Source organism: Vibrio sp. 2433-A1 (genome assembly GCF_056726085.1).
The window spans coordinates 81,986-104,307 of the sequence record NZ_JBRESC010000009.1; the positions used below are offsets into that span (position 1 = coordinate 81,986).

Here is a 22,322-nt window from a genome sequence, read left to right on the forward strand (position 1 = left end):
AGAGATTATGGCATTTACAAAAGTTTGTAACATTGAAGACATCATCCCAGGAACAGGTGTTGTGGCTTTGGTCGACGGCGAGCAAGTCGCAATTTTCCGCCCACGTGCGACAGAAGAAGTGTTTGCGATTAACAACATGGACCCTTTCTTCAAATCTAACGTGCTATCTCGCGGCTTGATTGTTGAGCATGATGAGCAGCTATGGGTGGCAAGCCCACTTAAGAAGCAACGCTTTAACCTAGCAACAGGTGCATGTATGGAAGATGAGCAGTTCAACGTAAAAGCTTACAAAGCGCGAGTGACCAAAGGGTCAGTAGAAATTTCGGCTTAATAACCCGTTAAACGAGATTTAATAGCTCAAAGGCTCGTTATTTCTTGGCGAAAACATAGAAATTCGCGAGCCTTTCACTATTCAATTTTAACTTTTTAACCTTCAAATTTTTGAATAAGGACACATTCATGTCTACAGACTTTAAACCCGCTGAATTCGTACAAACAATGATTAACGTTGGCGAAGCTAAGACAAAAACAAGTTCCCGTGACTTGCTTTTGCGCGGCACCATGGCAGGTATTATCTTATCTCTAGCGGTAGTCGTCGCGATTACGACAATCGTTCAGACAGGCATAGGCATTGTAGGTGCACTTGTCTTCCCAGTGGGTTTTGTGGTTCTAAGTGTTATGGGTTATGACCTAGTAACAGGTGTATTCGGTCTTGCGCCACTAGCAAAATTTGACGGTCGTCCAGGTATTACTTGGAATCGCATCTTCCGTTGTTGGGGGCTTGTTGGCCTTGGAAACCTTATCGGTTCTTTGATTGTTGCTTATCTAGTAGCAGTATCGTTAACGGGTAACTTCTCTCTAGAACTAAACGCGGTTGCTAAGAAGTTCATTGCGGTTTCTACTGCACGTAGCTTAGGCTTTGAAAACATGGGTATGGACGGATGGATTACGTGTTTCGTACGCGGCATCTTCTGTAACTTAATGGTTTGCCTTGGCGTTATTGGTAACATGACAGCACGCACTGTGGCTGGCCGTGTAGCGATGATGTGGTTCCCAATCTTTATCTTCTTCGCACTAGTATTTGAGCATACAGTGGTAAACATGTTCTTATTCCCACTTGGCATGCTCTTAGGGGCTGACTTTGGTATCGCGACTTGGTTGAACTTCAACCTAATCCCAACAATCTTAGGCAACATTGTTGGTGGTCTAATCATGACTTGTATCCCGCTATACCTAACTCACGCTAAAACAGCACCTTCTCTATCTGATGAAGACGCTGTAGAAGCAAAGCCAGTATTAGCGAAATAAGTTAAGTTTCACTGCCAGATTTTGATAGTGAATAAGTCGGGACTTTCTACGATATTAAATAAGAGGTTCCCGACTATGCTCTCTTGCCCCGATAGGGAATGATAGCGCAGGGAATCTTTTTCCCATTTATGAAATAGTGATTTGGCTATAAACAGAGTTTTTTAATATAGAGCCTCTTTTTATATCTAAATTTTTCGATAGGCGTTTATATGACTACTGTTAATCCATCTTCAAACTACGGCTTTGTATCTCTAGTGGGCGCAGGCCCGGGTGACCCAGATTTATTGACAGTAAAAGGCTACCGCGTAATCCAGCAAGCAGAAGTCGTGGTGTATGACCGACTGGTTTCACCTGAGATTCTAGCGTTAGCGGATGAGTCAGCAGAAATGATTTATGTCGGTAAAAAACTGGATTACCACTGTGTGCCGCAAGACCAGATCAATCAGCTATTGGTCGACAAAGCGAAAAAAGGCAAACGTGTTATCCGTTTAAAAGGCGGTGACTCGTTCATTTTTGGCCGCGGTGGAGAAGAGCTGGAAGAGTTAGCGCAGCACGGCGTTAGATTTGAAGTGGTACCAGGGATTACCGCAGCGGCAGGCGCAACTGCCTATGCAGGGATTCCATTGACCCACCGTGATCATGCGCAGAGCGTTCAGTTTATTACTGGGCATGTGCAAAAAGATGGCCGAGAAATTGAGTGGCACTCTCTAGCACAATCAAACAATACACTGGTTTTTTATATGGGTCTTAAGCAGTGTGAGTACATTGCGACCAAGCTACTTGAAAATGGTATAGATGCAGACATGTCTTGTGCCATTATCGAAAACGGTACTCGCCGAGAGCAACGCGTATTCACGGGCAGTTTGACTGAGCTGTCGAGTATGGCGAAAGAGGCGGTCAGCCCAGCTCTCATTGTGGTCGGGAGTGTGACTTCGTTACACTACAAGTTGAAGTGGTTTAATTAAGCGAAGTATCAAAGGCCTTGAAAACATTAGGCCTTTTGCTTATTGGAAGTAATCGGCGAGAAAGTCGATGAAGGCTCGAACTCTAAAGGGTAGGTGATCATCATTTTTGTACACTGCGTACATGGGTAAGCTTGGTTTCTCTACGTGAGAGAGGATCTCGACTAAATTTCCATTGTTTAAGTCATCTTCGACCATCCACCTTGGTATGGCTGCGATACCACGAGCTCGTTTAGCCATCTCAACAATCATGTCTGGGCTATCACTGGAAAACACTTCCTGAACTTTTACCTTCTCTCCATCAATTTTCCAAACGTTAGAAGGTGATGCCAAAGAGTAAGTCACGCATTGATGTTGAGCCAAATCATGAGCGTTGTTTGGGGCTGGGTGCTTTTCCAAATAGGTGTTTGCCGCAAAGTAACACACCTCGTGATCAAGCAGTTTTTTTGCTCGCAATCCAGAGTCTTTGAGCACGCTGGCTCTGATCGCAATGTCGGTGTTGTCTTCAATCAGATTGATCATCTTGTCGTTAACAGACACATCAAAGGTTACATCGGGGTGCTGATTCATAAACTGATGGATTGGTGCTGCTAGCCGTTGAGTGGCAAAAGCGGATGGGGAAGAAACAGCAATGTGCCCTGAAACCGTGGTAAGTTCACCTTTGATCCGAGATTCTACAAGTTCGAGTTCTTCGAGAAGCTTGGTGGTATTGGCGAGATATTCCTTACCTTGATGCGTGAGTACTATTTGACGAGGGTTACGGTGAAACAAACTAAAGCCTAAATCATTTTCTAACCAAGATATCTTCTTACTTACGGCACTTTGAGTGATGTTCATTTCATTGGCCACGAGTGTGAAACTTCCCAACCTTGCTGCTTGGCTAAACAAGCGAATACAGTTCAATTTATCCAACTTGGCATTCCTGTTTGGAATAGTAATAAGTCAAAAGTTAGCATTTATGTAACTGACTTGGAATGAATATAATCACCTTAACGAAATAACAGACAAGAAATGAGGTGATTCATGTTGATAATTACATTGCTATTGATTGTGTTTTTTACACTTGCGAGCTCAATTAAACTGGTCGGCTGGCACAAAGCTGTGTTCAACACTCAATTGGCATTTTTCAAAAGCTACGGCTTAAATCGTCAAGTCATGTTCTTGATTGGTGTTGTTGAGTTGTCTGCTGCGGTTTTACTGGTGGTTGCCTTGACGCTTTCGATACCTGTCGCAATGGTATTTGGTTCAGCGCTGATTGCACTGACCTCAATAGGAGCGATTTTCTTCCATTTAAGATTTGATACTTTAGCGGCGGCCGTTCCTGCTATTGCGACTTTATCTTTATCCGCTGCACTATTGTGGAGCAATAGTAATGTGTTTGCGGGGCAGTTCTGATAGAGTGTTGCACTTTGTTTATAAGCCGAGTTGATCATGGAAACTGTTGCGATATTTGTTGACGTACAAAACATCTACTACACCACGCGAGAAAAATACCGAAGCAATTTTGATTACAACCAATTCTGGTATGTCGCAACTGAGGGAAAAAACGTCGTAGAAGCTAACGCTTATGCTATTGCTTCACACGATCCAAAGCAGCGTCAGTTCCATCATATTCTTCGTGGCATCGGATTTAATGTGAAGCTAAAGCCGTTTATCCAACGTATGGATGGCAGTGCGAAAGGGGATTGGGACGTCGGCATTGCGTTAGACGTTTACGAAGCGGCAGCGAATGTTGATCGCGTTATCTTATTATCAGGAGATGGCGACTTTGAAGTCTTAGTCGATCGTATACAGCAACGATTTAATACCAAAGTGGATGTGTACGGTGTTCCTGGCCTGACAGCTCAGTCCCTTATTGATGCTGCGAACAATTTTATCCCAATCGACGATAACCTACTCATCACACGAAACTGACATTATCGTAAGTAATTTCGCTCAAAATGCTTACTTGTCCCAAACCGTTAGATACTTAGCTCTATTAACTGTTCGAAAACTGTACTGGCTATGGTAGAGTCCTCACGTTAGGGAAGATAGCTTATTCGTTGTTTTAGTTAGGTTTTGCTGTATGTTAAATCGTGCTGATCAGGTACAAATCCGTGTTTCAGAACAAACAATCGAAACGTTGGATACATTACTAAAAACCATTGATACAGATATGGCGGTATCAATGTCATTTGTGCGACGAGCTCAAGGTATGTCGTTTCATGATTTGGAACAACGTACGACAGGGATCAATGGCTCAACTTTAAAACGTTATATGCAGCAAAGCTATCACTCGATTAGGCCAATCCATATGGTGGCTGCAATGTCATGGGTAATGATGGTGCCTATGACCAGCTTCTACTTCGCGCTCAAAATGAAAGAGCACTATCGTGGAATGGATGATAAGGCGATAGAGGCGTTATATTGTATTGGCCGGCTACCTAGTGAGCAATTTGAACTTTACCTCGATCTTGTAAGCAATATGATGAGTGAAGAGGGCAAAGCTCACTTCCGTGCTTTTCGCACTGAAATCGAATCACAGATCGATCCTGAGATTGTTTACAATGAATTGCTTCCGCCTCCCGTACTTGATATCAATGCATTTGCGATTGACTACTACCGCTCAGTTGCGATTACAGTTAAGCGTTTCCGTTTAGAGCATCAGATTCCCATTGATGTAATTGCGCGTGTATTGGGACTTTCAGAATATCAATATCTTCAGCTTGAAGACGTTAACAAAGTAAGAGACTTTTCAGTGGCCATTGGTTTCAGGGTTAAGCTGGGTTTTGAGCTTAACTCCCATGTAAACTTCACCAGTGAAATGCGCTTGTTTCCTCAATTCCACCAACTACGTCAAATCCAGCATCTTAGAGATGGACTGATTGTTGAAGCGTTACGTAACCTCAATGGCGAATGTAAGAAGCGAGCAGTAGAAATACTGACCACACTATCAAAGATCTACATAAAAAATGTGATCTGAATTCGTTGAGTGGAAATAATCAACTCAATATACACATAGCCTTGAGTTGATTATATCTCACTAAAAAATAACAATATTAATCGTTTATTTAGGTTAGCGCTAACAGGGTTTCGTTAAGCGTCATCGCTGCATTGGCTTGAGCTAGCATGATGGCGGCTACCTTATCGGGATACTGTAAATGCACTAAATGGTCGGCATTTTTTATCACTACTAGACGTCCATTTTTAAGTTGACTTGCAAAAGCTTGAGCCGTTTCCGTAGTGACATAAGGATCAAACTCGCCAACACAGACAGTACAAGGCACTGAGATATTGGCGATGTTAGATGGTGTATGAACCAACAATCTGACCGAGTTTTCAAAAAACACGTCGATGCGTTCTTGTGACATGTTAGTGATGTTACGTACCGTTGCTTTGATGATGGCTTTGTTTCTTGGAATATCGCTGTTGTTGACTGTCAGCGACTCGGTAAATGATTTGGCGAAGCTACTCGGATTGTCCATAGCTGCTGCAATCATTTTCTTGGTTGCAAGACGTCCAGAAGCGGGGATACCAGGTACTCCACCACAGATGGACATTGACAGAATATGCGGCCAAATGTCACATAACTCGACGGCGACAGCAGTAGCATAAGAGAAGCCAATAATATGGGCATTTCTTACACCTAAATATTCAATAAAATCGCGCAACATAATCGCTTGAGAACGAATACTTACTGTCGATTCAAGGTTTTCTGTATGACCGGTTCCAGGAACTTCAATAGTTATACAGTTCAATTTATTCGCAAAATGGGTAGAGAAGCTATGGACACTTTCAATGTCCTGTAACGCACCCAATAAAAAAATAGCGAACTGATCAGAACCTTCACAGTGATGAAAAGAATAGCGGTAGTGATTGCCATTTAAGATCGTTTTTATAGTTTCCATAGTAATGCCTCTGGTTGAATAAGGAGTAAACTATAAACGATTGATTGATAACGTTATGGCTATGAAATCATGAATAATCACACACTTGAACAACACTTGGCAGAAGCTGATCAACCCGTAAAAGATTTTATGGCGGACTTGTTGGAAACGCTGGGTAAGATGATATCTGACAACCAAGATCCAAAGTTAGCGTTACGCTATTTTGGTGCTCAGTTAGAGATTAAATTGGTCAATTTTGAAGGTCAGTACGACCAACGACAACTCTAATTCAAAGTACAAGAATTAAAAAAGCCAGTCAGGGTAACTTGACTGGCTTTTTCGAAACTGGCAGTTAGCTTAGGCTTTCTTGCTCGATAGTCTCTGGCTCTTGAATAGCTTGAGATTCCTCATTATTAGCGTTTGCCTCTTCTGCTTCAAGTTTTGCTCGCTCTGCTTTAGAGATATAGCGAGGCTTATTACTTTTATGAAGCTTAGCGTTCATCTTTTTCTTCTTAGCTTTTAAGATACTATTGATCTTCTTTTTGCGGTTCATGGTATTGCTCGGTGCTAAATTTGGCCGCCGATCCTATCAAAAAAATGTTCACAAAGCACGAATATCCGATGAGAGTAACGAAACCCTGAAACAAAGAAACTCCGGTATTTACCGGAGTTTCTTCGCTTAGGTTTTATTCTTTGAAACAGCGATATGCTCTGTTAAAGCGTAAATTGCAACCCGACAGTAAATGCCGTTTCTGCTTTCTTTCTTTTCGCGTATTCCAGTCCAGCGGTAAAGCCAAACACAGACCCAAATTGGAACACGTTGTTCAAGCGATAGGTATCTTTAGCGACATCGAGAAAAGCGTGTTGATAAGAAGCGTCGATGAGCCAATGTTTAGCAATCTGTGCTCTTGCGCCACCTTTGCAGTACATGTTGTTTTCCGAGTATGAGGGAGAGTAGTCACTGTCTGCACGATAGTTGATGATGCCGCATGACAAAGGCAGAGCGACTAACGGCGAGACAGGAACATTGAATCCACCGCCAGCTTGCCAAGTATCGATCTCAGAGCTAAAGCGCGTAACAAAGCTTGCATTGCCTTCTAAAAACAGCGCTTCAGTCATGCTCAGTCCAAGGTCTACGTACAAACCGCCATAAGTTTTTTCGACATCGTTACTGTATTTGCCGTTTAAGTATGGTTCTGCGGCACCTGCATCAAGGCTGGCGTGTTTGTAGCCAAAACCAATATGGGACATTTCATAGACGATATTGCTATCGGCGATGGCTTGTACTGACGCTAATGAGAGAAGAGGGAGTAAAAAGAGGGGGTACTTGAACATAGCGAACTTCTTATATCGATTGTAAACAGAGCAACTTTAAACGCATAGTAGGGTGGAATCAATAGAAGTTTTCTAAGCCTATGGTTACGGTAGGGAGTGGTTCTAAAACGTATGCGCCAGAAACAACAAAGCCCGCTAAAAAGCGGGCTTTGTTGTTTGTTCACAAGGAACTAAATTTGGTGGGTCCGGGCGAACTCGAATCGCCGACCCCTACCATGTCAAGGTAGTACTCTAACCAACTGAGCTACGGACCCAAATTTAATGTTCGGCATACTTTGGTTTTAGTATGGCTTTAAGGAGTGGTGGGTCCGGGCGAACTCGAATCGCCGACCCCTACCATGTCAAGGTAGTACTCTAACCAACTGAGCTACGGACCCATTCCTTAAGAACGAGATGGATGTTACCGAGAGTTATTCAATCCTGCAAGGGCATTTTTAATGATTTGAAGCCGTTTGCTTTATAACTAATCGAATTGTTGCTGTTTTATCCGTCTCGATTGAGAAAATGTGCGTTAAATCACGCACATAGTAGGGGCTGTTTATTGTCCACGTCCGTCAAACATTACCACGATAGTACGAGTAATAATCGACAAGTCCATGCTAAGCCACGATTTCATCGAACATAGAGATAGAGCGTAACTATGGTCATAACCCACTTTACGGCGCACATCATCGATACAAGTGTCGTAACCTTGGTTGACTTGAGCAAGTCCGGTAATGCCAGGCATCACACCGTAGGTACGATCGGCAAAGTAAGGAATTGCATCTTCCAGTTTTTGATAAAAGCTTGGGCGTTCTGGGCGAGGGCCAATTAGTGACATATCGCCAAGTACGACATTGAAAAGCTGAGGGATTTCATCAAGGCGGGTTTTACGCAAGAATCGGCCTACAGGAGTGATGCGAGGATCGTTCTCTGTTGCCCAGACCGCGCCCGTTCTCTGCTCTGCATCTTGATACATGGTACGAAACTTAATGATTTCAAAGAACACCATTTTTTCTGGGGTCGATTTGCCTACTCTTAACTGCTTGTAAAACACAGGACCTGGTGAGCTGACTTTTATGGCTAAAGCGATGAAAGGAATAAAAGGTGACAACAACAGTAGTCCAAATAGGGCACCGAATAGGTCAAAAAGTCGTTTCGCTAGCCAGATAGACATATGATTTGAAACATTACTCATAATAAACTCCTTATTGGTCTACACGAGACCACTTTCCTGATTCAAGTCCGAATAAATAACGTAAGCCACCAATGAAGTTGGCATAGTGCCCCGCGACGACATAAAGGATCACTTTGCAAGTCTTGTGGCAGAAAATGTACGGCAAGTAGTAACTCAGCAAGGCGATAGAATAGAGTGCTACTTGGGCAACAACTGCTGCTGAAAATAGCGGATTGTCGATCAACCAAACTGATGAGATAAAACAGATAATCAACAAGTATGGAGTCAACAATCGTAAGCCTTTACCAGACATAAAGGCGAAGGCAATACCCCGATACTTTGGTAAAAACATATCGGCTAATCGAATCGCTTGTTGCATATTGCCTGCTGAGATTCGAAGTCTTCGGCGAAAGTCATTTTCTTGGTTAGTTGGCTCTAGTTCGAGCGCGACCATGTTCGGTTCATAAATCGCCGAATAACCTTTTCTGACAATCATCATAGGGATCATAAAATCATCATTGATGGTATTCGCTTCCATTTCTTCAAACAGGTGGGTTCTAAATAAGTAGAAAGCCCCGTGAGCGCCCAGCGTTGAGCCCAACGTCGCTTCGTTCATTTTTACTTTACTTTGATATTGCCAGTAACGGTTTTCACCTTCGTTATGACTGTTAAACAGTTGGTAATGGCCGTTGACGACGCCAACATGCGAGTTTTGAAAGTGTTTGTTTGCAATCCAAAGTGCGTCGATAGAAATCAATGCTGAAACGTCACTCAAAGCGATAATGTCACTTGAGATGGTTTTGAGCTGCTGATTGACCAATGTCACTTTGCCTTGATTTTGGGTAAATGCACGTATTTCAAAGTGCGTGTCTGCGCAGATCGCTTCTTGAATGGTTTGTTCGGCAATCGTAACGGTATTGTCACTGCAACCATCACAAGCAATGATGACTTTGAGTTTATTTCTTGGGTAATCAAGCGAAGCAACATTACGGATCTTGTCTGCGATCCACTGTTCTTCATTGAAAGCCGGAATCAATATCGTAACGGCAAGACAACGGCGGTCGCTTTTCATTTCGCGATAGCCGCGAACCTTATGATTTATTGACTTTAACGGGTGATGGCGGGAGTACCAGTTTAAGAAAATAGGGTAGCCAACATGGTGATAGACCACTAAAAGGCTGCATACTGCAAATAAGATTGAAAGCACCAAGTCCATCATGCGGTCTTCTCCTCTGCGAGTGAATGATATGCCTTTATCATCATTTTGATATCGTTATGCTTTAGGACGAATGTTCGTGGAGATACATCGGATTTACCATTGATGTTACGTAGAATGCTAGTAGCAAGTGCTAAGGGGTTTTCACTAGGGACAGATGAGCTAGTAACGGGACATAGTGTTTCTTCTGTCGCGCCAACCTTAGTCGCTACGCTGGGAATGCCACATGATTGTGCTTCAAGTGTTGAAAGTGGGAAACCTTCACTTCTAGAAGGAAGACAAAATAGGTCCAAGCTTTGGTAGAAGCGTGGCATGTCATTAACTAGCCCCATAAACGTCACTCTATCGCATAGCCCAAGTTCACTGACTAAAGCTTCGAGGTTACCGCGCTCACTACCATCGCCTGCAATCGCTAAATGGACATTCTTAGGCAGAGAGCATATTGCATGTATGAGTACGTCATGGCCCTTAACTTGCTCTAAACGCCCAGCACTCCCGACTAATAGGGTATCAACAGGAAGAGAAAGCGCTTGTCTCGCTAAGAGTTTAGAGCCGGGCTTGAACGTCGCACAGTCAATACCGTTTTTAATCACAGTGACGCTATCAAGGTTAAGCTGCTTTTGTACTTGATCACGAACCAGCGCAGCATCTGCGACCAGTTTTGGCTTGGCGATTCGAATTGCGAGACTTTGTAGAGAGCGATGTTTGCGGCTAGAAAGGTGCCATGCATCGTGTTCAGTGTGAATTCTAATTTTAACATTGGCTAATCGAGCTGCTATCGAACCATACAAGATAGGACCAATATGATGGGTATGCACAACACTTGGCTCGAAGGTTCGAAATAGCTTATACAGCTGATAGAGTGTTCTAACGCTATAGCCTTTGGGCTTGTTCAAGAAAAGCAATTGCTCTTGGAATTGGGCTAAGCGTGGCCAAGTGGCGATCGATTCTTCTCTTGTTCCCTCTAAGCTAATAATTAAAACGTTATCTCGATTAGGAGAGTAGCAGAGCATGTTTAGCGCCAGTGCCTCAAGTCCTCCCGGGGCGAGGTGCTGAACGACGTGGATGGTTGTCGAACCTCTGTTCATAATGACTCCTCGTAACTGTCCTGTAGAGAGCGGCTAGTGATGGTGGAAGTAAATCAATCATCATCAAAAGCAAGTGTTACTAAGAGGGTTTGCATTATCCGTACCAATTGTATTGGTGTCATTTATCAATGATTTAGGTCTGCTTCTCCTGTTTTGATATTGAGCGTTTCAATTTGAATTGCGTTATGAATGATAAGGTTTGATTTTTGGAATCTGTGTTAACAACGGTGCATTTGTAATTTGCTCGATTTCTTCTTTACGGCGCACTGATGAATCAAATAACTCGAGCAAAACGGCAATCCCACAGCCTAAACCGATACCTGCGACAATGCCTGCGATGACGAAGACGATGATAGGTAGATTGGCTGGGCGGCTAGGCGTATAGGGTAAATCGATAATCTTAACCCGTTTGTTTTGCTCGAAGATACCCAGTGAGCCTGTGAGCTGGGCCATCTCATATCGTTGAATTAGTTCCTCGTACAGTTGGCGTTTAACCTCTACGTTACGCGCTAATCGATTCATTGCTTTTGCATTATCACCGAATCGATTAGCTTCTTGCTCTAGCTCTGTGATCATGGTTTCTAAACTTTTAGTCTCTTCAGTGAGAGACTCGTATCGGCCTCTTACTAGCTGCAAATTGTGCAATTGAGTCACAAGAAGAGGTTGTACCTCACCCAGTTCGCGTACTTTTGCGCTGCTGGCGATGTCCCATAGTTGCTCACTACTAATAGAAGGCTGCTCTGTGGTGATTAAGAGTTTGCGTTCGTTTTCAAGACGGCGTAATTCTCGTTCTTTGCCCTGAACGGCACTATGGCTGTCGGTGTATTTGGCTTTGAGAAGCGTCAATTGGCTTCTTATATCGATGATTTGATCTTCAATTTTGCCGACAACCGGGTTGGTTTTGGAAAGTTGCTGATCAAGCGAACCTAAGCTTCTCTCAACACCAGCTAGCTCAGCTTTTTTCTCAGCGTAACTTTGTTTAAGCGATGCGAGTCGTCCTAGGGCTTGGCTTTGCATCTCAGGTGTGACCGAAGCGTAGCGGTTATTAAAGTCAGCAAGTTCGTTTTCTGCTTGCTCTAAGGCAACGCGTCGTTTTTCGATATGAATGGCTAAGAATTCTGAAGAATCCTTGATAGACGATCGCTCTGGAGCAAGAAGCTGTTCGATGAAATGCTCACTGACCGACTCTAACATCTCTTTCATCTGGGCAGGAGAAGGTGCTGTTAATGAGATCTTCAAGAAGTCTTTGCCCGGTTGGGTGACTGACAAGCTATTTGATAGAACACTGATGACATAATCTTTTTCGGCCGGTTTCATCTGGTCATTGATCAACCCATGCTCGATGGCGACAGCAGTGAGTACATGTCGGCTTTTCAATAAGGTACTCAATGCATTAAGACGTTCTTTGAGCATGGTAGAAACGGCAATGTCTTCGAGAAACGGATTCATTTTAGCTGTCTCTTGAATCAACATTGAAGTATGAGAAACATAATTAGTTGGTGCCATTTTACCGACAAAATAACCAACAAATGGCAAGATAAGTATCGGTGTGACGATGATATAGCGTTGACGCCATGCACCGTTAAGGATGATGATTAATCGTGTTATAAGCTCGTTCATAGTGACTCCAACATCTGATGAACTAACTGACTTCGCGCATTCCAACTGTTTTCGTCGATATCAGTTAAGGTGGCAGTTGGGCGCGTTTGCTCAAGCGACTGCAGAGCGCTAGAAAATGCGTTGGCGTCGACAGCGACATCAACGTAATCAACATAGGGCGTCAGTGCTGGAAAAGGAGTGCTGATAACGCGACTTCTCGCTGCCAAGTACTCAAGAAGTTTAAGTGGGCTACATGAGGCAATTTGATCATTAGCAACAAATGGTAGCAGGCTAACGTCCCAGTGTTGGCTATAGCTAGGTAACTCATGATGAGCTTTTGGGCCTAGGTAATGAACGTTACTCAATTTCGGAAGTGGATTGTAGTTGAGCTCGATCGGGCCAATAAAAACGAACGCCCAGTTCGGGTTATCAAAGCAGACTTGATGAATTAATTGATAGTCTAACCAGTTTGACAGACTGCCATAAAAACCAGCGATCTTTTTCGTTGCACAAGGTAGGTCTTTCGCTCGTGGTGCGGGATGACGAAACAACTCGGTATCAACCCCGTGGGGTACATAACGTGTTTTATTCTGAGGAAACTTAGCAAGCAATTTGGCACTGGCGGCGAAAATGAGGTCAGCGTGATCGACCAGTTTAAGTTCATGTTTAGCAACAACGTTATGATCAACGCCAGCCAGTGATGAAAAGTCATCACCACAATAATAGACCACGGAAGACTCACCTAAGCTTCCACAAAGGTCAGCAGCCGTAGGCAAAGAGCTCCATAGTATAGGATTGTTCAAACCTAAACGCTTTACGATTGGACGTAACTGCGCACAGATAAGGGCTTTCGCCACATAGCGAGCAAAGACTGAATGAGGGGCGGGGATAGTACGCAGATTTACAACGGTGATGTTGTTAGGTGTTTCTAGGTTACTTCTATAACCGCTTTTCCCTTTACCCATGAGCTTGAAAATAACCCGCTTAATGTCGTGGGTGGTGAGCTTTGGCTGACGTAAACCGATTGAGTTAACCCAGAGCACTTTTCGCTGCGCTGCTAACCGAGTCACTAGGTGCTGTGTGCTAGAAGGGAGGCCACCAAAGTCTTCACCGAATACAATTAAATCACGCATGATGGCCTCCTTCCTCTTTAAGGCGTTTGACGATTTTGGCAGGGTTTCCTGCTGCGACAACAAAAGGCGGCAGACTTTTGGTAACGACGCTACCGGTTCCGATGACGGTTCCTTCACCGACCGTAACATTGGGACAAATTGTCACATTGGTCCCTAACCAGACATCTTTCTCTAATGTGATATTACCGACATCACGATCAAGGTCACCTTGTCCTTGTGCACGAAGTTCTGGGTTCATTGAGTGGCCAGAGTAGCCGAATATGAATGCTCTCCCAGCGATTCGAACGTTGTCTCCGATGGTGACTTTGTTCCCGACAGCAATCGTGCTCTGCCAACCAATGTCAACGTTACTACCAACAATCAGTTGTGGCTGCTTACTTAGCGGGCGTGCACTAAAAGTCGTTTGCCCGGAGATACGGCAATCATTACCTAGGGAGATGCGAAGAGGGCCAGAGACGAGTGGAACGCCGCCGAATAAATAGAGCCCACGCCCATAGCGATGAAGTTTGCCTTTAAACGCGGGAGTATTGATAAAGATACGCGCCGCACCATTAAGGACGTTTTTTACGCATCCATACAATAAGGCGATAAGGCGGTTGAACAGTTTAGGCGTAGGTAAATCGCAGGCACGAATTGCTTTTAAAGCATGAAAGACGCGACGAAAAGAGGGATTGTCGTGATTTTTGAGCCAGTCTTTAAGACCGTGGGCTTGTTGTACCAACATAACGTACTCCTTTTTATCTATTTGAATAGGAGCTGTATCATGTTGCATGCCAAAATAATAACACTTAAGAAACAATGGTTTATGATGCCGATATTTCTGTGCTATTGAGTTTTCTCAATTTGAGAATACTTTTGAGTAATACGTGACAGGGAGATGCAAAGTGCTGCAAGGATGTAGATTGGCCAAGTAAAGCCTTGAGTTAGGAAGGTGCCGGAAACAATGGTGCCAATAACGCCGGCGTATACAGCTAGTGCTGTAGCAGGTAGGTATGGAGAGACTGATGATCCTTGTTTATCTAATACAGCCAGTGTCTCTTTACTGGTTTTGATGAGCGAGACAATAATCGCGATAAATATGATTAAGCCAAGGAAGCCTGTCTCAGCCAATACACCAAACCAAGTGCTGTGAACAGCATGGTTCAAGCCATCCCAATGGGAGCTGTAGAAAAAATAGTTGGCATAAAAGTTATTCAGTCCAACCCCTGTGAGTGGGTTATCCAACGCCATTTTAAAGGCGGCTTCCCATGCGTATAGACGCCCCATTGCGGAGGCATCAATTCCTTCTTCCGCGGCCCCTCCTGATTGCCTATCAGAAATACCAGCCATCGCGAAAAGTGCAAACAGGCCAATGGTTGCAATCATAATCAGAAGTGCTTTGGATTTGATTAGGCGCAGACCGAAGATACCAAAAACAGCGATAGAACCTAGCAGGCCACCGCGACTTTGGGTTGCAACGACCGCCGCCATGGCGAGTACAAGGCACATAACGCCGAGAAAACGCGAGAAACCAATCCCTTTGGTTACCGCGAAGCTGATAGCAAAAGCGAGCGGGAACATAAGCACTAGTGATAAGTCATTGGGATCGCCTAGCATAGAACCTAAATTTCGCCCAATCGTCACGCGCGATCCTTCAACAATACCGATTCCATTGATTGAGTTATATAGCGCTACGCAAGCGGTGAGTAGACCGGCGAGAATGATTAAGGTTGAAATTTTCTTAACGGACTCTTCGCTGTTGACCAACCAAGCGATTGCCAATGTCATGATGATGATTTTCCAATAAATGTTTTTGAAATAGGTAATCGCCAGACCGGGATTGGACGACAAAACAGCCCCAATAACGACCAGCAACCAGAATATCGCTAGCCAGGTAAAGCTCGGGTGCCAATAGGTCTCAAGTTTACGGCTGATCAAGCTGTGCCATAACAGAGCTGACAGCGCCCCCATAGAAAGTAAAAGGGGGATTTTAAGTGAGTAGAGGGCGGGAATAGATTCATGAATACGGAAGAAAGAAAAGAGTACAAATAGACTGACGAACCAAAAGGTTTGATTGAGTACAAAAAGAGCCCCCAATGGCGCAAAGCATAATGCAATGATTAACAATGGGTTAGGTGCAATTGACCATACTGCCGCGAGCAGCATGCATACGGCAGTCATTACAATTGTGGCTTTGGTTTTTTCTAGATCGGTCATTGCGCTTTACCAAGGTAGGTTTGCAGCGCACTGTACGCAGACTTAAAGGAGGCAATATCGATAAGTTTTGTTCTAAGCGCATAAGCAAGCAAGGCAAGAGGTTGCAAGAACAGCATCAACAAAGAAAGCTCGACGTGTTGTTGATAACGACTGGTAACTAAAAACAGAGTCGTGAGAATGATTAAGCCGCAAAGTGCTGCAGTTTGGTATTGAATTGGAGCCAGTATCTGACTGCGCCAATAGGTCGCTAAAAAACGACACAGTTGCCCAATGATTAACGCCAATAGAATCGCATCAATGCCAGCACCAATTGTGGCTAAGCATATAAGAAAAGCGGTCACGGTTGCGCCGATATTGATCATCAGAAGCTGAGTTGTTTTCTTGCGATATAGAACGCCAAAATTAGTAAACTCAACCAACTCTTTAAACAGCATCATACAAATGGTTAGGCTCACATATGAAGCGGCCAGTGTGTATGTATCAGGTAACGCAACGGAAATAAACACCTGGCTTAGCCACGAAACAACCACAGCGACCACACATAGCAACATGATGCCTTGTTGAGTCGTTTGTGCAGTGTATTGAGCGCCAAAATGTTCCATCGCTGAGAATCGTTTAGGCATCCACCACATATGAAATGGCTGAACTAAAATTCCCACACCAAGCGCGAATTTAGCTGCAATGGCATACATACCAAGTGTTTCTAGATCGGTCGTGCCGGCAATAATCCAACGTTCGGCACCACTTAATCCAAAAGCGACAACACCAGAAAGCATTAACGGGGCAGAATAACCAACATACCCTTTGAACTCCGAGTAACGAGGAAGAGAAAATTTGAATCCAAGCTTATTGTGCAGGAAGAGGAATTGACCAAATGTACATAGCACATTAAGCGCAAAGATTACGGTTACGCTCGGAATAGCGTTGAGTGCAATGATAAGTAAGCTGACTTGAATTGTCACGGTAGCGATGCACACTTTGAAAAACAGCGAGGCTTGACTCTTCAATCTTAACCACGCTAAACAAATCGCTAAGGGTGCTTCATAACATAACACCAATGCAATAAGGCCGATGATGTTGTTCGGCATCGAGTCTATGTCAACAGCAAACATCCAATAAGCCAAGAGTACGATGACGCATAAGCAGAAAGAGAGACATAGTGTCGCACTGTAAAGTTGGCCAGCTTTCTGTTTTTGTTCGTCATCATCTTGCACAACACCAACAAATCGATAGAGGTTTTCATGCATCGCAAGGCCAATGACGAGGCTAAAAAACATAGTGGTGACGCCAATGAGCTCCAGTTGACCAAGCTGAGCCGGTGATAAATAGTAAGCCATTAAGGGCAGCGTGATCAGAGATATACCTTTCATTAATATCACGCTACATGCGTATAGGCTGATGCTTTTAAGTTGTTTTTGACTCATCTGGCTTCTCCTATACTCCGCTATTCACAAATATGAATAACTGGTGTGACGGTGTCACTATTTATATGCTGTGCAAGTCTTAAGTAACGGTATTCTGCTTTGTACTGTTCAGCCGTTAGCAATGCGTTGGTCTGGCATCGATTCAACACATTTGCATCATTGGTTGCATAGAGCACGGCGTTGACCAGAGAGTGAACGTCATCGGGTTGATATTTGATGCAGTTGTGGTCATGCGTGAGTTCGTTATCCCAGAACGCACCATCTTGAGGAATGATCACACACATACCGGCGGCAAGCGCTTCAAGGATCGATAGCCCAAACGGTTCTTTTTGGCTAGTTGAAATGAATATATTGGATTGAGCTCTGATCGCATCTAAATCGACAGGGTCGTCATACCATTTGATATGGCGAATATTAATTGGCGCTTCAGAAAGGGGTAAGCAAGTATCTTTGGGGCGGATAAAACAAATGTTTGCCGATACAGGCTTAAAGCGGGAGCATTCCTTGAGTGCTTTAACGAAAAGATCCAGTCCTTTCCACTTAAGTAACGACGCCGCCCAAAAGCAGATTGGCAGGTCTTGCTGTGCTTGGGTAGGCCAGCGAGCGTGTGGCAGTCCGTTGATAAAAGATTGGTAACTGGAAGAGTTGAGATAAAATTTAGCAAGAACGCGGCTGTCAGACACTCCCGTTGCGTGAGCTAAATAGCACTCAAGCGCTGCCAGTAAGCTTGGCTCTGTCGACGGTAAATAAAACACCGCTTCCGCTTGCGCAAGGCAATATCCAATTGAGCGCGAGCGCCCGACATTTCCGTGAATAAGTTGGGTGACACGGTAAGTGAATAGGCGTCGTGCCAAATAGATCGGCATATCAATACCGGGCCCAGAGGCACCAACGACTTGATGGATATTGCTAAATCGTAATAGTGTGAACAGGAGTTGTATCAGCAGTAAACCTTGATTCAGCCAATAGAGATAACCGTAGTGATGTTTCATCAGCCAAGCAACATGCCACAGCTTAGTGACTCTAACATCGTTATGAGAACATAGCTCCGTTGATTGCCAATATGCAGGGTCGACAGTAAGAATGATAAATTCGCAGTTTTTACGGTCGCATAAGTTCAAGGCGTCACTGGTTGCTATCTTCGACCCTCCTTTAAAAGGGATAGGATCGAAGACTAAGGTTTGATTTCGACTATCCATGTTCACCCCCTAATGCTAAGCGGTTAGCGACAAATGTTTTAAGTGGCGAGAACGTATGCAAGATTGAACGAGTTTGCTCTTGAGGTTGAGACAACAGTTGACGATATAGTGCTTCAACTCGGCGACATGAGTTATCAAGAGAGTGATGGAGAGAAATGTATTGGTGCGCTTGCTTACCGAGTTTTTTACATAAGTTTGGATTGGCGACGGCAATTCGCATCGCTTTGGCGAGTGGGGCAATCCTGTAGTTAGGGTAAAGAATACCGGTCTTACCATGATGGATAAATTCAGGGATACCACCTTCGAATGGGGCAACAATTGGCAGCTTGGCAAGGGCCGCTTCTGCGACAACCAGACCAAACGCTTCACTTCTTGCGCCACTGACAAATGCATCACAGCGTTTAAGCCAGCCGAAAACATTGCTTTGCTCACCGACAAAGTGAATATTGGCAGCAAGGTGAAGATAGTCCGCTTGTGACTCCAGTTCATTACGTAATGGGCCATCACCAATCACAATAAGGTGTACATGCGGATACTCCAAGGTAACGTGTCGCAGAGCTGTCAGAATACGATCAACCCCTTTACGCTTGATTAGCGAGCCGACCGTTGCAAAAACAAAGCTATCTTCAGGAAGCAATAGTTTGGTTTTAACGTCTACTATTGGCTGAGATTCAAGGCTTTTTATATCAATGCCATTATGAATAATTGAGAGCTTATCTTCAGGGTAACCGTCTTGTAGTAAAGATTTCGCGACATAACGACTAACGGCAATGACGTGTGGAGATAAATGTAATCCAGTTGTTAGGCGCTCACGTGCAGGGTAAGCACTATGCAATTGGGTAACGAGTGGGGTTTTCTTAGCGCGGGCGGCAGCGAGCATCCATTGACAAGGTGCAGCACTGTTAACATGGATCAGATCGATTTCTCGTTGTTCGATGATATCGCACGCTTTTTTGAACAGGCGATACCACTCACTTACGTCATATCTAGGCGATTTCCATCCTAATAAAAGCGGGAAATCACAAGCTTCACCCGAGACGAAGTCGTTATCTAATTCGGCTAACAGCGCTTCATTGTTAGTCCAAACATAAGGGCGGTACTGACGATTATCTAAATAATGAATCAGATCGAGTAAGCACTTCTCGCTACCACGAATCCAATTATCACCGTAATGTACAAACAAGATTTTCTTAGCCATAACCCGTTCCTTTAATTCAAAATTGTATCGATACTGGTGTCGACTACTATTGATAAGGCAAAGGGAGTGCCAATAAATTCAAGGGTCTAAGTTGCTGATTTTAAATAGCTAAAATTAATGACTGTAATGTGAAAGTACTATTTCTCAATTTGAAAGTCAGATTGATAGCTAGATGGAAAATAAAGGCGGAGCAGTTGTGGGATGACGGCTTGGGCAGAATAAGCCTGTTTTATAGTGTTAATTGCAGAGGTCTGCATTGCTGGTAACTTCGTATCGTCAAAAGTAAGAAACTCAGCTAAAGCATCATTAAGCTCAGTCATTGAGTCGGCGAGAAAGCCGTTGTCGTTATGAACGATTAGGTGAGCGAGATTCCCCACATTAAGAGCCAGTACTGGGATGCCACGACCCATCGCTTCTAATGCGGTCATTGGCAAACCTTCATAGCGAGAACATATGATGAGTAATCCAATATTGCACCATACTGAACTCATATCAGATTGATGCCCATGAAAAGTGACATTATCTGGAGCGATTTCTTTAAGCGACTCTTCCATTGGCCCGCAACCATAAATTTCAAAATTTAATGTCCTATTAAGCCGCGCTAGGTCAACGATTCGGTCTGGGCCTTTCTCTTCACTTAAACGGCCAACAAACGCAATAGATTTACCTCTACTTGGTATGAGATAGCGGTCATCGATAAAGTTATTAAAAGCGAGTGTTTTAACTGGCAATTTGGCAGAAATTTTCTCGCTAACCGCGATAGAGTGACATGAGACAAAGGCGCTAAACCGATCGATTAAATCATAAAGCCAAATCATTCCATGCGGAGTTTCACCTGCGTGATAGGTCGATATTTGGCGAACGCCGGTGACTACGCGCGCAAGCTTACTGACAATACTGGCTTTGTATCCATGAGCGTGGAGCAGTGCAGGGCGCTCAGATTTAATCTGTTTGAGCAAATAGGGAAGGTAATGACGATTCGTTTGGTCAAGATACTCCACCTCAATGCCCACATTACGCAGTTTAATCGCTAGCAGAGATTCTGACTCATAGCGTCGAATCAGCCAGACTTTGACTCGTACTTGATGTTGCTTGAGCCCATTAGCGAGCTCAAGCAAATGTGTTTCGATACCACCAAAAGTGAAGCTATCGATAATGAGCCATACTTGGTTAGACGGTTTGGTGTTCATCCTCAGCTTCCCAAGCCTGTTTCTTACGGTAAACTGTTGAAGGGCTCAGTTCCAACAATACTGCTGCATTCAAGACGTTACCATCACAATAATCGATAGCCTGTTGGATGGTTTCACGCTCTATTTGCCACATAGGGCGAATGGTGACTGGACGTTCAGGGACGTCTGTAGAGGAAGGCTCAGCAGCCGGGACCACATTGGAATAAGTCGGTTCTGGAGGCATAGGAGCGGAGACAACAGGTTGAGCCACAGCCGTTTTTGCTTTTTGGTTTCGGGTAATTTGTTCTGGTAAATGAGACAAACGTAGGTGAGTGTCATCATTGAGGACCACAATATTACGAATAATATTTTGTAGCTGTCGGACATTCCCTGGCCAGTTATAGCGTCTTAAGGTGGACTCAGCATCACGATGAATGGCAGCGAACTTTTTGCCATCTTCTTTGGCGTACATTTTCAAAAAGTGCGTTGCCAGTGTGAGGATATCATTACCACGCTCTCTTAGCGGGGGCATATCGACAGGAACCACATGAACACGATAATAAAGGTCTTCTCTGAAGCGACCTTCTTCAACTTCTAGCAACGGATCGCGGTTAGTTGCACAGATGATCCGTACATCAACCTTCATTTCTTTTGTCGCACCAAGTGGCGTGAAAGTACCGGTTTGCAGGAAACGCAGCAGTTTTTTCTGCATTTCCAATTCCATTTCACACAGCTCATCTAAGAAAAGTGTACCTCCGTTGGCCATTGACGCCGCACCTTTTCGGTCAGCTGTCGCGCCAGTGAATGCCCCTTTTACATGACCGAAAACTTCGCTTTCCATCAAATCTTTGGGTATCGCACCGCAGTTTATTGCGATGAAAGCGTTATCTTTGCGTTTGCTTTCTTGGTGAATAGCTTCTGCGCAAACTTCTTTACCCGTGCCACTTTCGCCAATTACGAATACGCTTGCGCTGGTGGGCGCAACGGAATCAATTATCTTGTAGACCCCTTGCATAGGTAAGCTTGAGCCGATAAATCCGTGGAAGCGATTACGGTCAAACTTGTTCTCGATATCCTCGACTAGGCTGGCAAGCTTCACTTGTTGTAAGTGTAGGGCTATCGATGTTTTGAGGCGATCAGCGTTGATCGGTTTCTCTAAGAAGTCTTTCGCTCCTTTTTGAACCAAATTGACAGCCAAATCAACAGAACCATGGGCGGTCGCAACGACAACGGAGGTCGGAATTTGGCGCTCATTGATCCAGTCGAGTATTTCTTCCCCGTGCATATCTGGTAGCTTGAGATCAAGAATCACCAGCTGTGGAATATTGCGTTCGATGAAGGCAATGGCTTCCTTGCCCGTTTCAACATGGAAAAGATCGTAGGGTTCATCTTTTACATACTGTTTATACAAAATCGCCAAAGAAGTGGAATCTTCTATTAATAATACTTTTGCTTTCATTCGCGATGTCCTAT

The 22,322-nt window shown here is 44.1% G+C and carries 23 protein-coding genes and 2 tRNA genes; 7 read left to right on the forward strand and 18 right to left on the reverse strand.

Going from position 1 to position 22,322, the window contains the following annotated elements; genetic code table 11:
- Positions 1 to 7 precede the first annotated feature (7 nt).
- From nirD to cobA, 3 genes are all read left to right on the forward strand, one after another.
- Positions 8 to 331: a nitrite reductase small subunit NirD gene (nirD, locus tag ACU01J_RS11030; protein WP_481085759.1), complete on the forward strand. Its 324-nt coding sequence runs from the start codon at positions 8 to 10 to the stop codon at positions 329 to 331.
- Between the two features lie 128 nt (positions 332 to 459).
- Complete coding sequence (locus tag ACU01J_RS11035) at positions 460 to 1,308, forward strand: formate/nitrite transporter family protein (protein ID WP_481085760.1); 849 nt, start codon at positions 460 to 462, stop codon at positions 1,306 to 1,308.
- Positions 1,309 to 1,517: 209 nt separating this feature from the next.
- The gene (gene cobA / locus ACU01J_RS11040) at positions 1,518 to 2,273 is read left to right on the forward strand and encodes a uroporphyrinogen-III C-methyltransferase (protein ID WP_481085761.1); all 756 of its coding nucleotides are present in this window, start codon (positions 1,518 to 1,520) and stop codon (positions 2,271 to 2,273) included.
- Positions 2,274 to 2,312: 39 nt separating this feature from the next.
- On the opposite strand, the gene ACU01J_RS11045 is transcribed toward cobA, so the two are convergent.
- Complete coding sequence (locus ACU01J_RS11045) at positions 2,313 to 3,182, reverse strand: LysR family transcriptional regulator (RefSeq protein ID WP_481085762.1); 870 nt, start codon at positions 3,180 to 3,182, stop codon at positions 2,313 to 2,315.
- A gap of 111 nt (positions 3,183 to 3,293) precedes the next feature.
- Between ACU01J_RS11045 and ACU01J_RS11050 the strand changes: the two genes are divergently transcribed.
- The 3 genes from ACU01J_RS11050 (at position 3,294) to ACU01J_RS11060 (ending at position 5,232) form a co-directional block, all read left to right on the forward strand.
- Complete coding sequence (locus tag ACU01J_RS11050; RefSeq protein ID WP_481085763.1) at positions 3,294 to 3,665, forward strand: DoxX family protein; 372 nt, start codon at positions 3,294 to 3,296, stop codon at positions 3,663 to 3,665.
- Positions 3,666 to 3,701: 36 nt separating this feature from the next.
- Positions 3,702 to 4,184: a LabA-like NYN domain-containing protein gene (locus ACU01J_RS11055; RefSeq protein WP_394125545.1), complete on the forward strand. Its 483-nt coding sequence runs from the start codon at positions 3,702 to 3,704 to the stop codon at positions 4,182 to 4,184.
- A gap of 151 nt (positions 4,185 to 4,335) precedes the next feature.
- On the forward strand, positions 4,336 to 5,232 hold the full coding sequence (locus tag ACU01J_RS11060) for a hypothetical protein (RefSeq protein WP_481085764.1): 897 nt from the start codon (positions 4,336 to 4,338) through the stop codon (positions 5,230 to 5,232).
- A gap of 88 nt (positions 5,233 to 5,320) precedes the next feature.
- Here ACU01J_RS11060 and ACU01J_RS11065 read toward each other — a convergent pair whose 3' ends face one another.
- Positions 5,321 to 6,157 carry an alpha/beta fold hydrolase gene (locus ACU01J_RS11065; RefSeq protein ID WP_481085765.1) on the reverse strand — a complete coding sequence of 279 codons (837 nt, stop codon included), beginning with the start codon at positions 6,155 to 6,157 and terminating at the stop codon, positions 5,321 to 5,323.
- 69 nt (positions 6,158 to 6,226) lie between these two features.
- Between ACU01J_RS11065 and ACU01J_RS11070 the strand changes: the two genes are divergently transcribed.
- A complete protein-coding gene (locus ACU01J_RS11070; protein ID WP_481085766.1) occupies positions 6,227 to 6,424 on the forward strand; it encodes a hypothetical protein in 198 nt (65 codons plus the stop codon).
- A gap of 64 nt (positions 6,425 to 6,488) precedes the next feature.
- Here ACU01J_RS11070 and ACU01J_RS11075 read toward each other — a convergent pair whose 3' ends face one another.
- The 16 genes from ACU01J_RS11075 to ACU01J_RS11150 all read right to left on the reverse strand — a co-directional run bounded on the left by ACU01J_RS11075 (position 6,489) and on the right by ACU01J_RS11150 (position 22,308).
- Entirely contained in the window at positions 6,489 to 6,689 is a 201-nt protein-coding gene (locus tag ACU01J_RS11075; RefSeq protein ID WP_481085767.1) for a DUF2986 domain-containing protein, read from the reverse strand.
- A 161-nt stretch (positions 6,690 to 6,850) separates the two neighbouring features.
- Complete coding sequence (locus tag ACU01J_RS11080; protein ID WP_481085768.1) at positions 6,851 to 7,471, reverse strand: outer membrane beta-barrel protein; 621 nt, start codon at positions 7,469 to 7,471, stop codon at positions 6,851 to 6,853.
- A 177-nt stretch (positions 7,472 to 7,648) separates the two neighbouring features.
- Positions 7,649 to 7,725, reverse strand: a tRNA-Val gene (locus ACU01J_RS11085).
- Positions 7,726 to 7,771: 46 nt separating this feature from the next.
- Positions 7,772 to 7,848: transfer RNA gene (locus ACU01J_RS11090), tRNA-Val, on the reverse strand.
- Between the two features lie 161 nt (positions 7,849 to 8,009).
- Positions 8,010 to 8,648 (reverse strand): sugar transferase, encoded by a 639-nt coding sequence (locus ACU01J_RS11095; RefSeq protein ID WP_481085769.1) that lies wholly within the window; start codon positions 8,646 to 8,648, stop codon positions 8,010 to 8,012.
- Positions 8,649 to 8,658: 10 nt separating this feature from the next.
- The gene (locus ACU01J_RS11100; protein ID WP_481085770.1) at positions 8,659 to 9,846 is read right to left on the reverse strand and encodes a glycosyltransferase family 2 protein; all 1,188 of its coding nucleotides are present in this window, start codon (positions 9,844 to 9,846) and stop codon (positions 8,659 to 8,661) included.
- Positions 9,843 to 10,931: a glycosyltransferase gene (locus ACU01J_RS11105; protein WP_481085771.1), complete on the reverse strand. Its 1,089-nt coding sequence runs from the start codon at positions 10,929 to 10,931 to the stop codon at positions 9,843 to 9,845. The genes ACU01J_RS11100 and ACU01J_RS11105 overlap by 4 nt, the downstream gene beginning before the upstream one ends.
- A gap of 183 nt (positions 10,932 to 11,114) precedes the next feature.
- Positions 11,115 to 12,551: a GumC family protein gene (locus ACU01J_RS11110; protein ID WP_481085772.1), complete on the reverse strand. Its 1,437-nt coding sequence runs from the start codon at positions 12,549 to 12,551 to the stop codon at positions 11,115 to 11,117.
- Positions 12,548 to 13,663, reverse strand: a complete 1,116-nt coding sequence (locus tag ACU01J_RS11115; RefSeq protein WP_481085773.1) for a glycosyltransferase family protein — start codon at positions 13,661 to 13,663, stop codon at positions 12,548 to 12,550. Before ACU01J_RS11115 ends, ACU01J_RS11110 begins: the two co-directional genes overlap by 4 nt.
- Entirely contained in the window at positions 13,656 to 14,387 is a 732-nt protein-coding gene (locus tag ACU01J_RS11120) for an acyltransferase (protein WP_481085774.1), read from the reverse strand. Before ACU01J_RS11120 ends, ACU01J_RS11115 begins: the two co-directional genes overlap by 8 nt.
- Before the next feature lie 101 nt (positions 14,388 to 14,488).
- The gene (locus ACU01J_RS11125) at positions 14,489 to 15,859 is read right to left on the reverse strand and encodes an O-antigen ligase family protein (protein WP_481085775.1); all 1,371 of its coding nucleotides are present in this window, start codon (positions 15,857 to 15,859) and stop codon (positions 14,489 to 14,491) included.
- The gene (locus tag ACU01J_RS11130) at positions 15,856 to 17,283 is read right to left on the reverse strand and encodes a lipopolysaccharide biosynthesis protein (protein ID WP_481085776.1); all 1,428 of its coding nucleotides are present in this window, start codon (positions 17,281 to 17,283) and stop codon (positions 15,856 to 15,858) included. The genes ACU01J_RS11125 and ACU01J_RS11130 overlap by 4 nt, the downstream gene beginning before the upstream one ends.
- A gap of 20 nt (positions 17,284 to 17,303) precedes the next feature.
- Positions 17,304 to 18,482 carry a glycosyltransferase family 4 protein gene (locus ACU01J_RS11135; protein ID WP_481085777.1) on the reverse strand — a complete coding sequence of 393 codons (1,179 nt, stop codon included), beginning with the start codon at positions 18,480 to 18,482 and terminating at the stop codon, positions 17,304 to 17,306.
- Positions 18,475 to 19,680 (reverse strand): glycosyltransferase, encoded by a 1,206-nt coding sequence (locus tag ACU01J_RS11140; protein ID WP_481085778.1) that lies wholly within the window; start codon positions 19,678 to 19,680, stop codon positions 18,475 to 18,477. The genes ACU01J_RS11135 and ACU01J_RS11140 overlap by 8 nt, the downstream gene beginning before the upstream one ends.
- A gap of 137 nt (positions 19,681 to 19,817) precedes the next feature.
- A complete protein-coding gene (locus ACU01J_RS11145; protein WP_481085779.1) occupies positions 19,818 to 20,870 on the reverse strand; it encodes a glycosyltransferase family 4 protein in 1,053 nt (350 codons plus the stop codon).
- A complete protein-coding gene (locus ACU01J_RS11150) occupies positions 20,851 to 22,308 on the reverse strand; it encodes a sigma-54-dependent transcriptional regulator (RefSeq protein ID WP_481085780.1) in 1,458 nt (485 codons plus the stop codon). Before ACU01J_RS11150 ends, ACU01J_RS11145 begins: the two co-directional genes overlap by 20 nt.
- Positions 22,309 to 22,322: the final 14 nt, after the last annotated feature.

Coding starts and splice junctions, on each gene's coding strand:
- nirD (WP_481085759.1), top strand. CDS start 8: ATGGCATTTACAAAAGTTTGTAACATTGAAGACATCATCCCAGGAACA.
- ACU01J_RS11035 (WP_481085760.1), top strand. CDS start 460: ATGTCTACAGACTTTAAACCCGCTGAATTCGTACAAACAATGATTAAC.
- cobA (WP_481085761.1), top strand. CDS start 1,518: ATGACTACTGTTAATCCATCTTCAAACTACGGCTTTGTATCTCTAGTG.
- ACU01J_RS11050 (WP_481085763.1), top strand. CDS start 3,294: ATGTTGATAATTACATTGCTATTGATTGTGTTTTTTACACTTGCGAGC.
- ACU01J_RS11055 (WP_394125545.1), top strand. CDS start 3,702: ATGGAAACTGTTGCGATATTTGTTGACGTACAAAACATCTACTACACC.
- ACU01J_RS11060 (WP_481085764.1), top strand. CDS start 4,336: ATGTTAAATCGTGCTGATCAGGTACAAATCCGTGTTTCAGAACAAACA.
- ACU01J_RS11065 (WP_481085765.1), bottom strand. CDS start 6,157: ATGGAAACTATAAAAACGATCTTAAATGGCAATCACTACCGCTATTCT.
- ACU01J_RS11070 (WP_481085766.1), top strand. CDS start 6,227: ATGAATAATCACACACTTGAACAACACTTGGCAGAAGCTGATCAACCC.
- ACU01J_RS11075 (WP_481085767.1), bottom strand. CDS start 6,689: ATGAACCGCAAAAAGAAGATCAATAGTATCTTAAAAGCTAAGAAGAAA.
- ACU01J_RS11080 (WP_481085768.1), bottom strand. CDS start 7,471: ATGTTCAAGTACCCCCTCTTTTTACTCCCTCTTCTCTCATTAGCGTCA.
- ACU01J_RS11095 (WP_481085769.1), bottom strand. CDS start 8,648: ATGAGTAATGTTTCAAATCATATGTCTATCTGGCTAGCGAAACGACTT.
- ACU01J_RS11100 (WP_481085770.1), bottom strand. CDS start 9,846: ATGATGGACTTGGTGCTTTCAATCTTATTTGCAGTATGCAGCCTTTTA.
- ACU01J_RS11105 (WP_481085771.1), bottom strand. CDS start 10,931: ATGAACAGAGGTTCGACAACCATCCACGTCGTTCAGCACCTCGCCCCG.
- ACU01J_RS11110 (WP_481085772.1), bottom strand. CDS start 12,551: ATGAACGAGCTTATAACACGATTAATCATCATCCTTAACGGTGCATGG.
- ACU01J_RS11115 (WP_481085773.1), bottom strand. CDS start 13,663: ATGCGTGATTTAATTGTATTCGGTGAAGACTTTGGTGGCCTCCCTTCT.
- ACU01J_RS11120 (WP_481085774.1), bottom strand. CDS start 14,387: ATGTTGGTACAACAAGCCCACGGTCTTAAAGACTGGCTCAAAAATCAC.
- ACU01J_RS11125 (WP_481085775.1), bottom strand. CDS start 15,859: ATGACCGATCTAGAAAAAACCAAAGCCACAATTGTAATGACTGCCGTA.
- ACU01J_RS11130 (WP_481085776.1), bottom strand. CDS start 17,283: ATGAGTCAAAAACAACTTAAAAGCATCAGCCTATACGCATGTAGCGTG.
- ACU01J_RS11135 (WP_481085777.1), bottom strand. CDS start 18,482: ATGGATAGTCGAAATCAAACCTTAGTCTTCGATCCTATCCCTTTTAAA.
- ACU01J_RS11140 (WP_481085778.1), bottom strand. CDS start 19,680: ATGGCTAAGAAAATCTTGTTTGTACATTACGGTGATAATTGGATTCGT.
- ACU01J_RS11145 (WP_481085779.1), bottom strand. CDS start 20,870: ATGAACACCAAACCGTCTAACCAAGTATGGCTCATTATCGATAGCTTC.
- ACU01J_RS11150 (WP_481085780.1), bottom strand. CDS start 22,308: ATGAAAGCAAAAGTATTATTAATAGAAGATTCCACTTCTTTGGCGATT.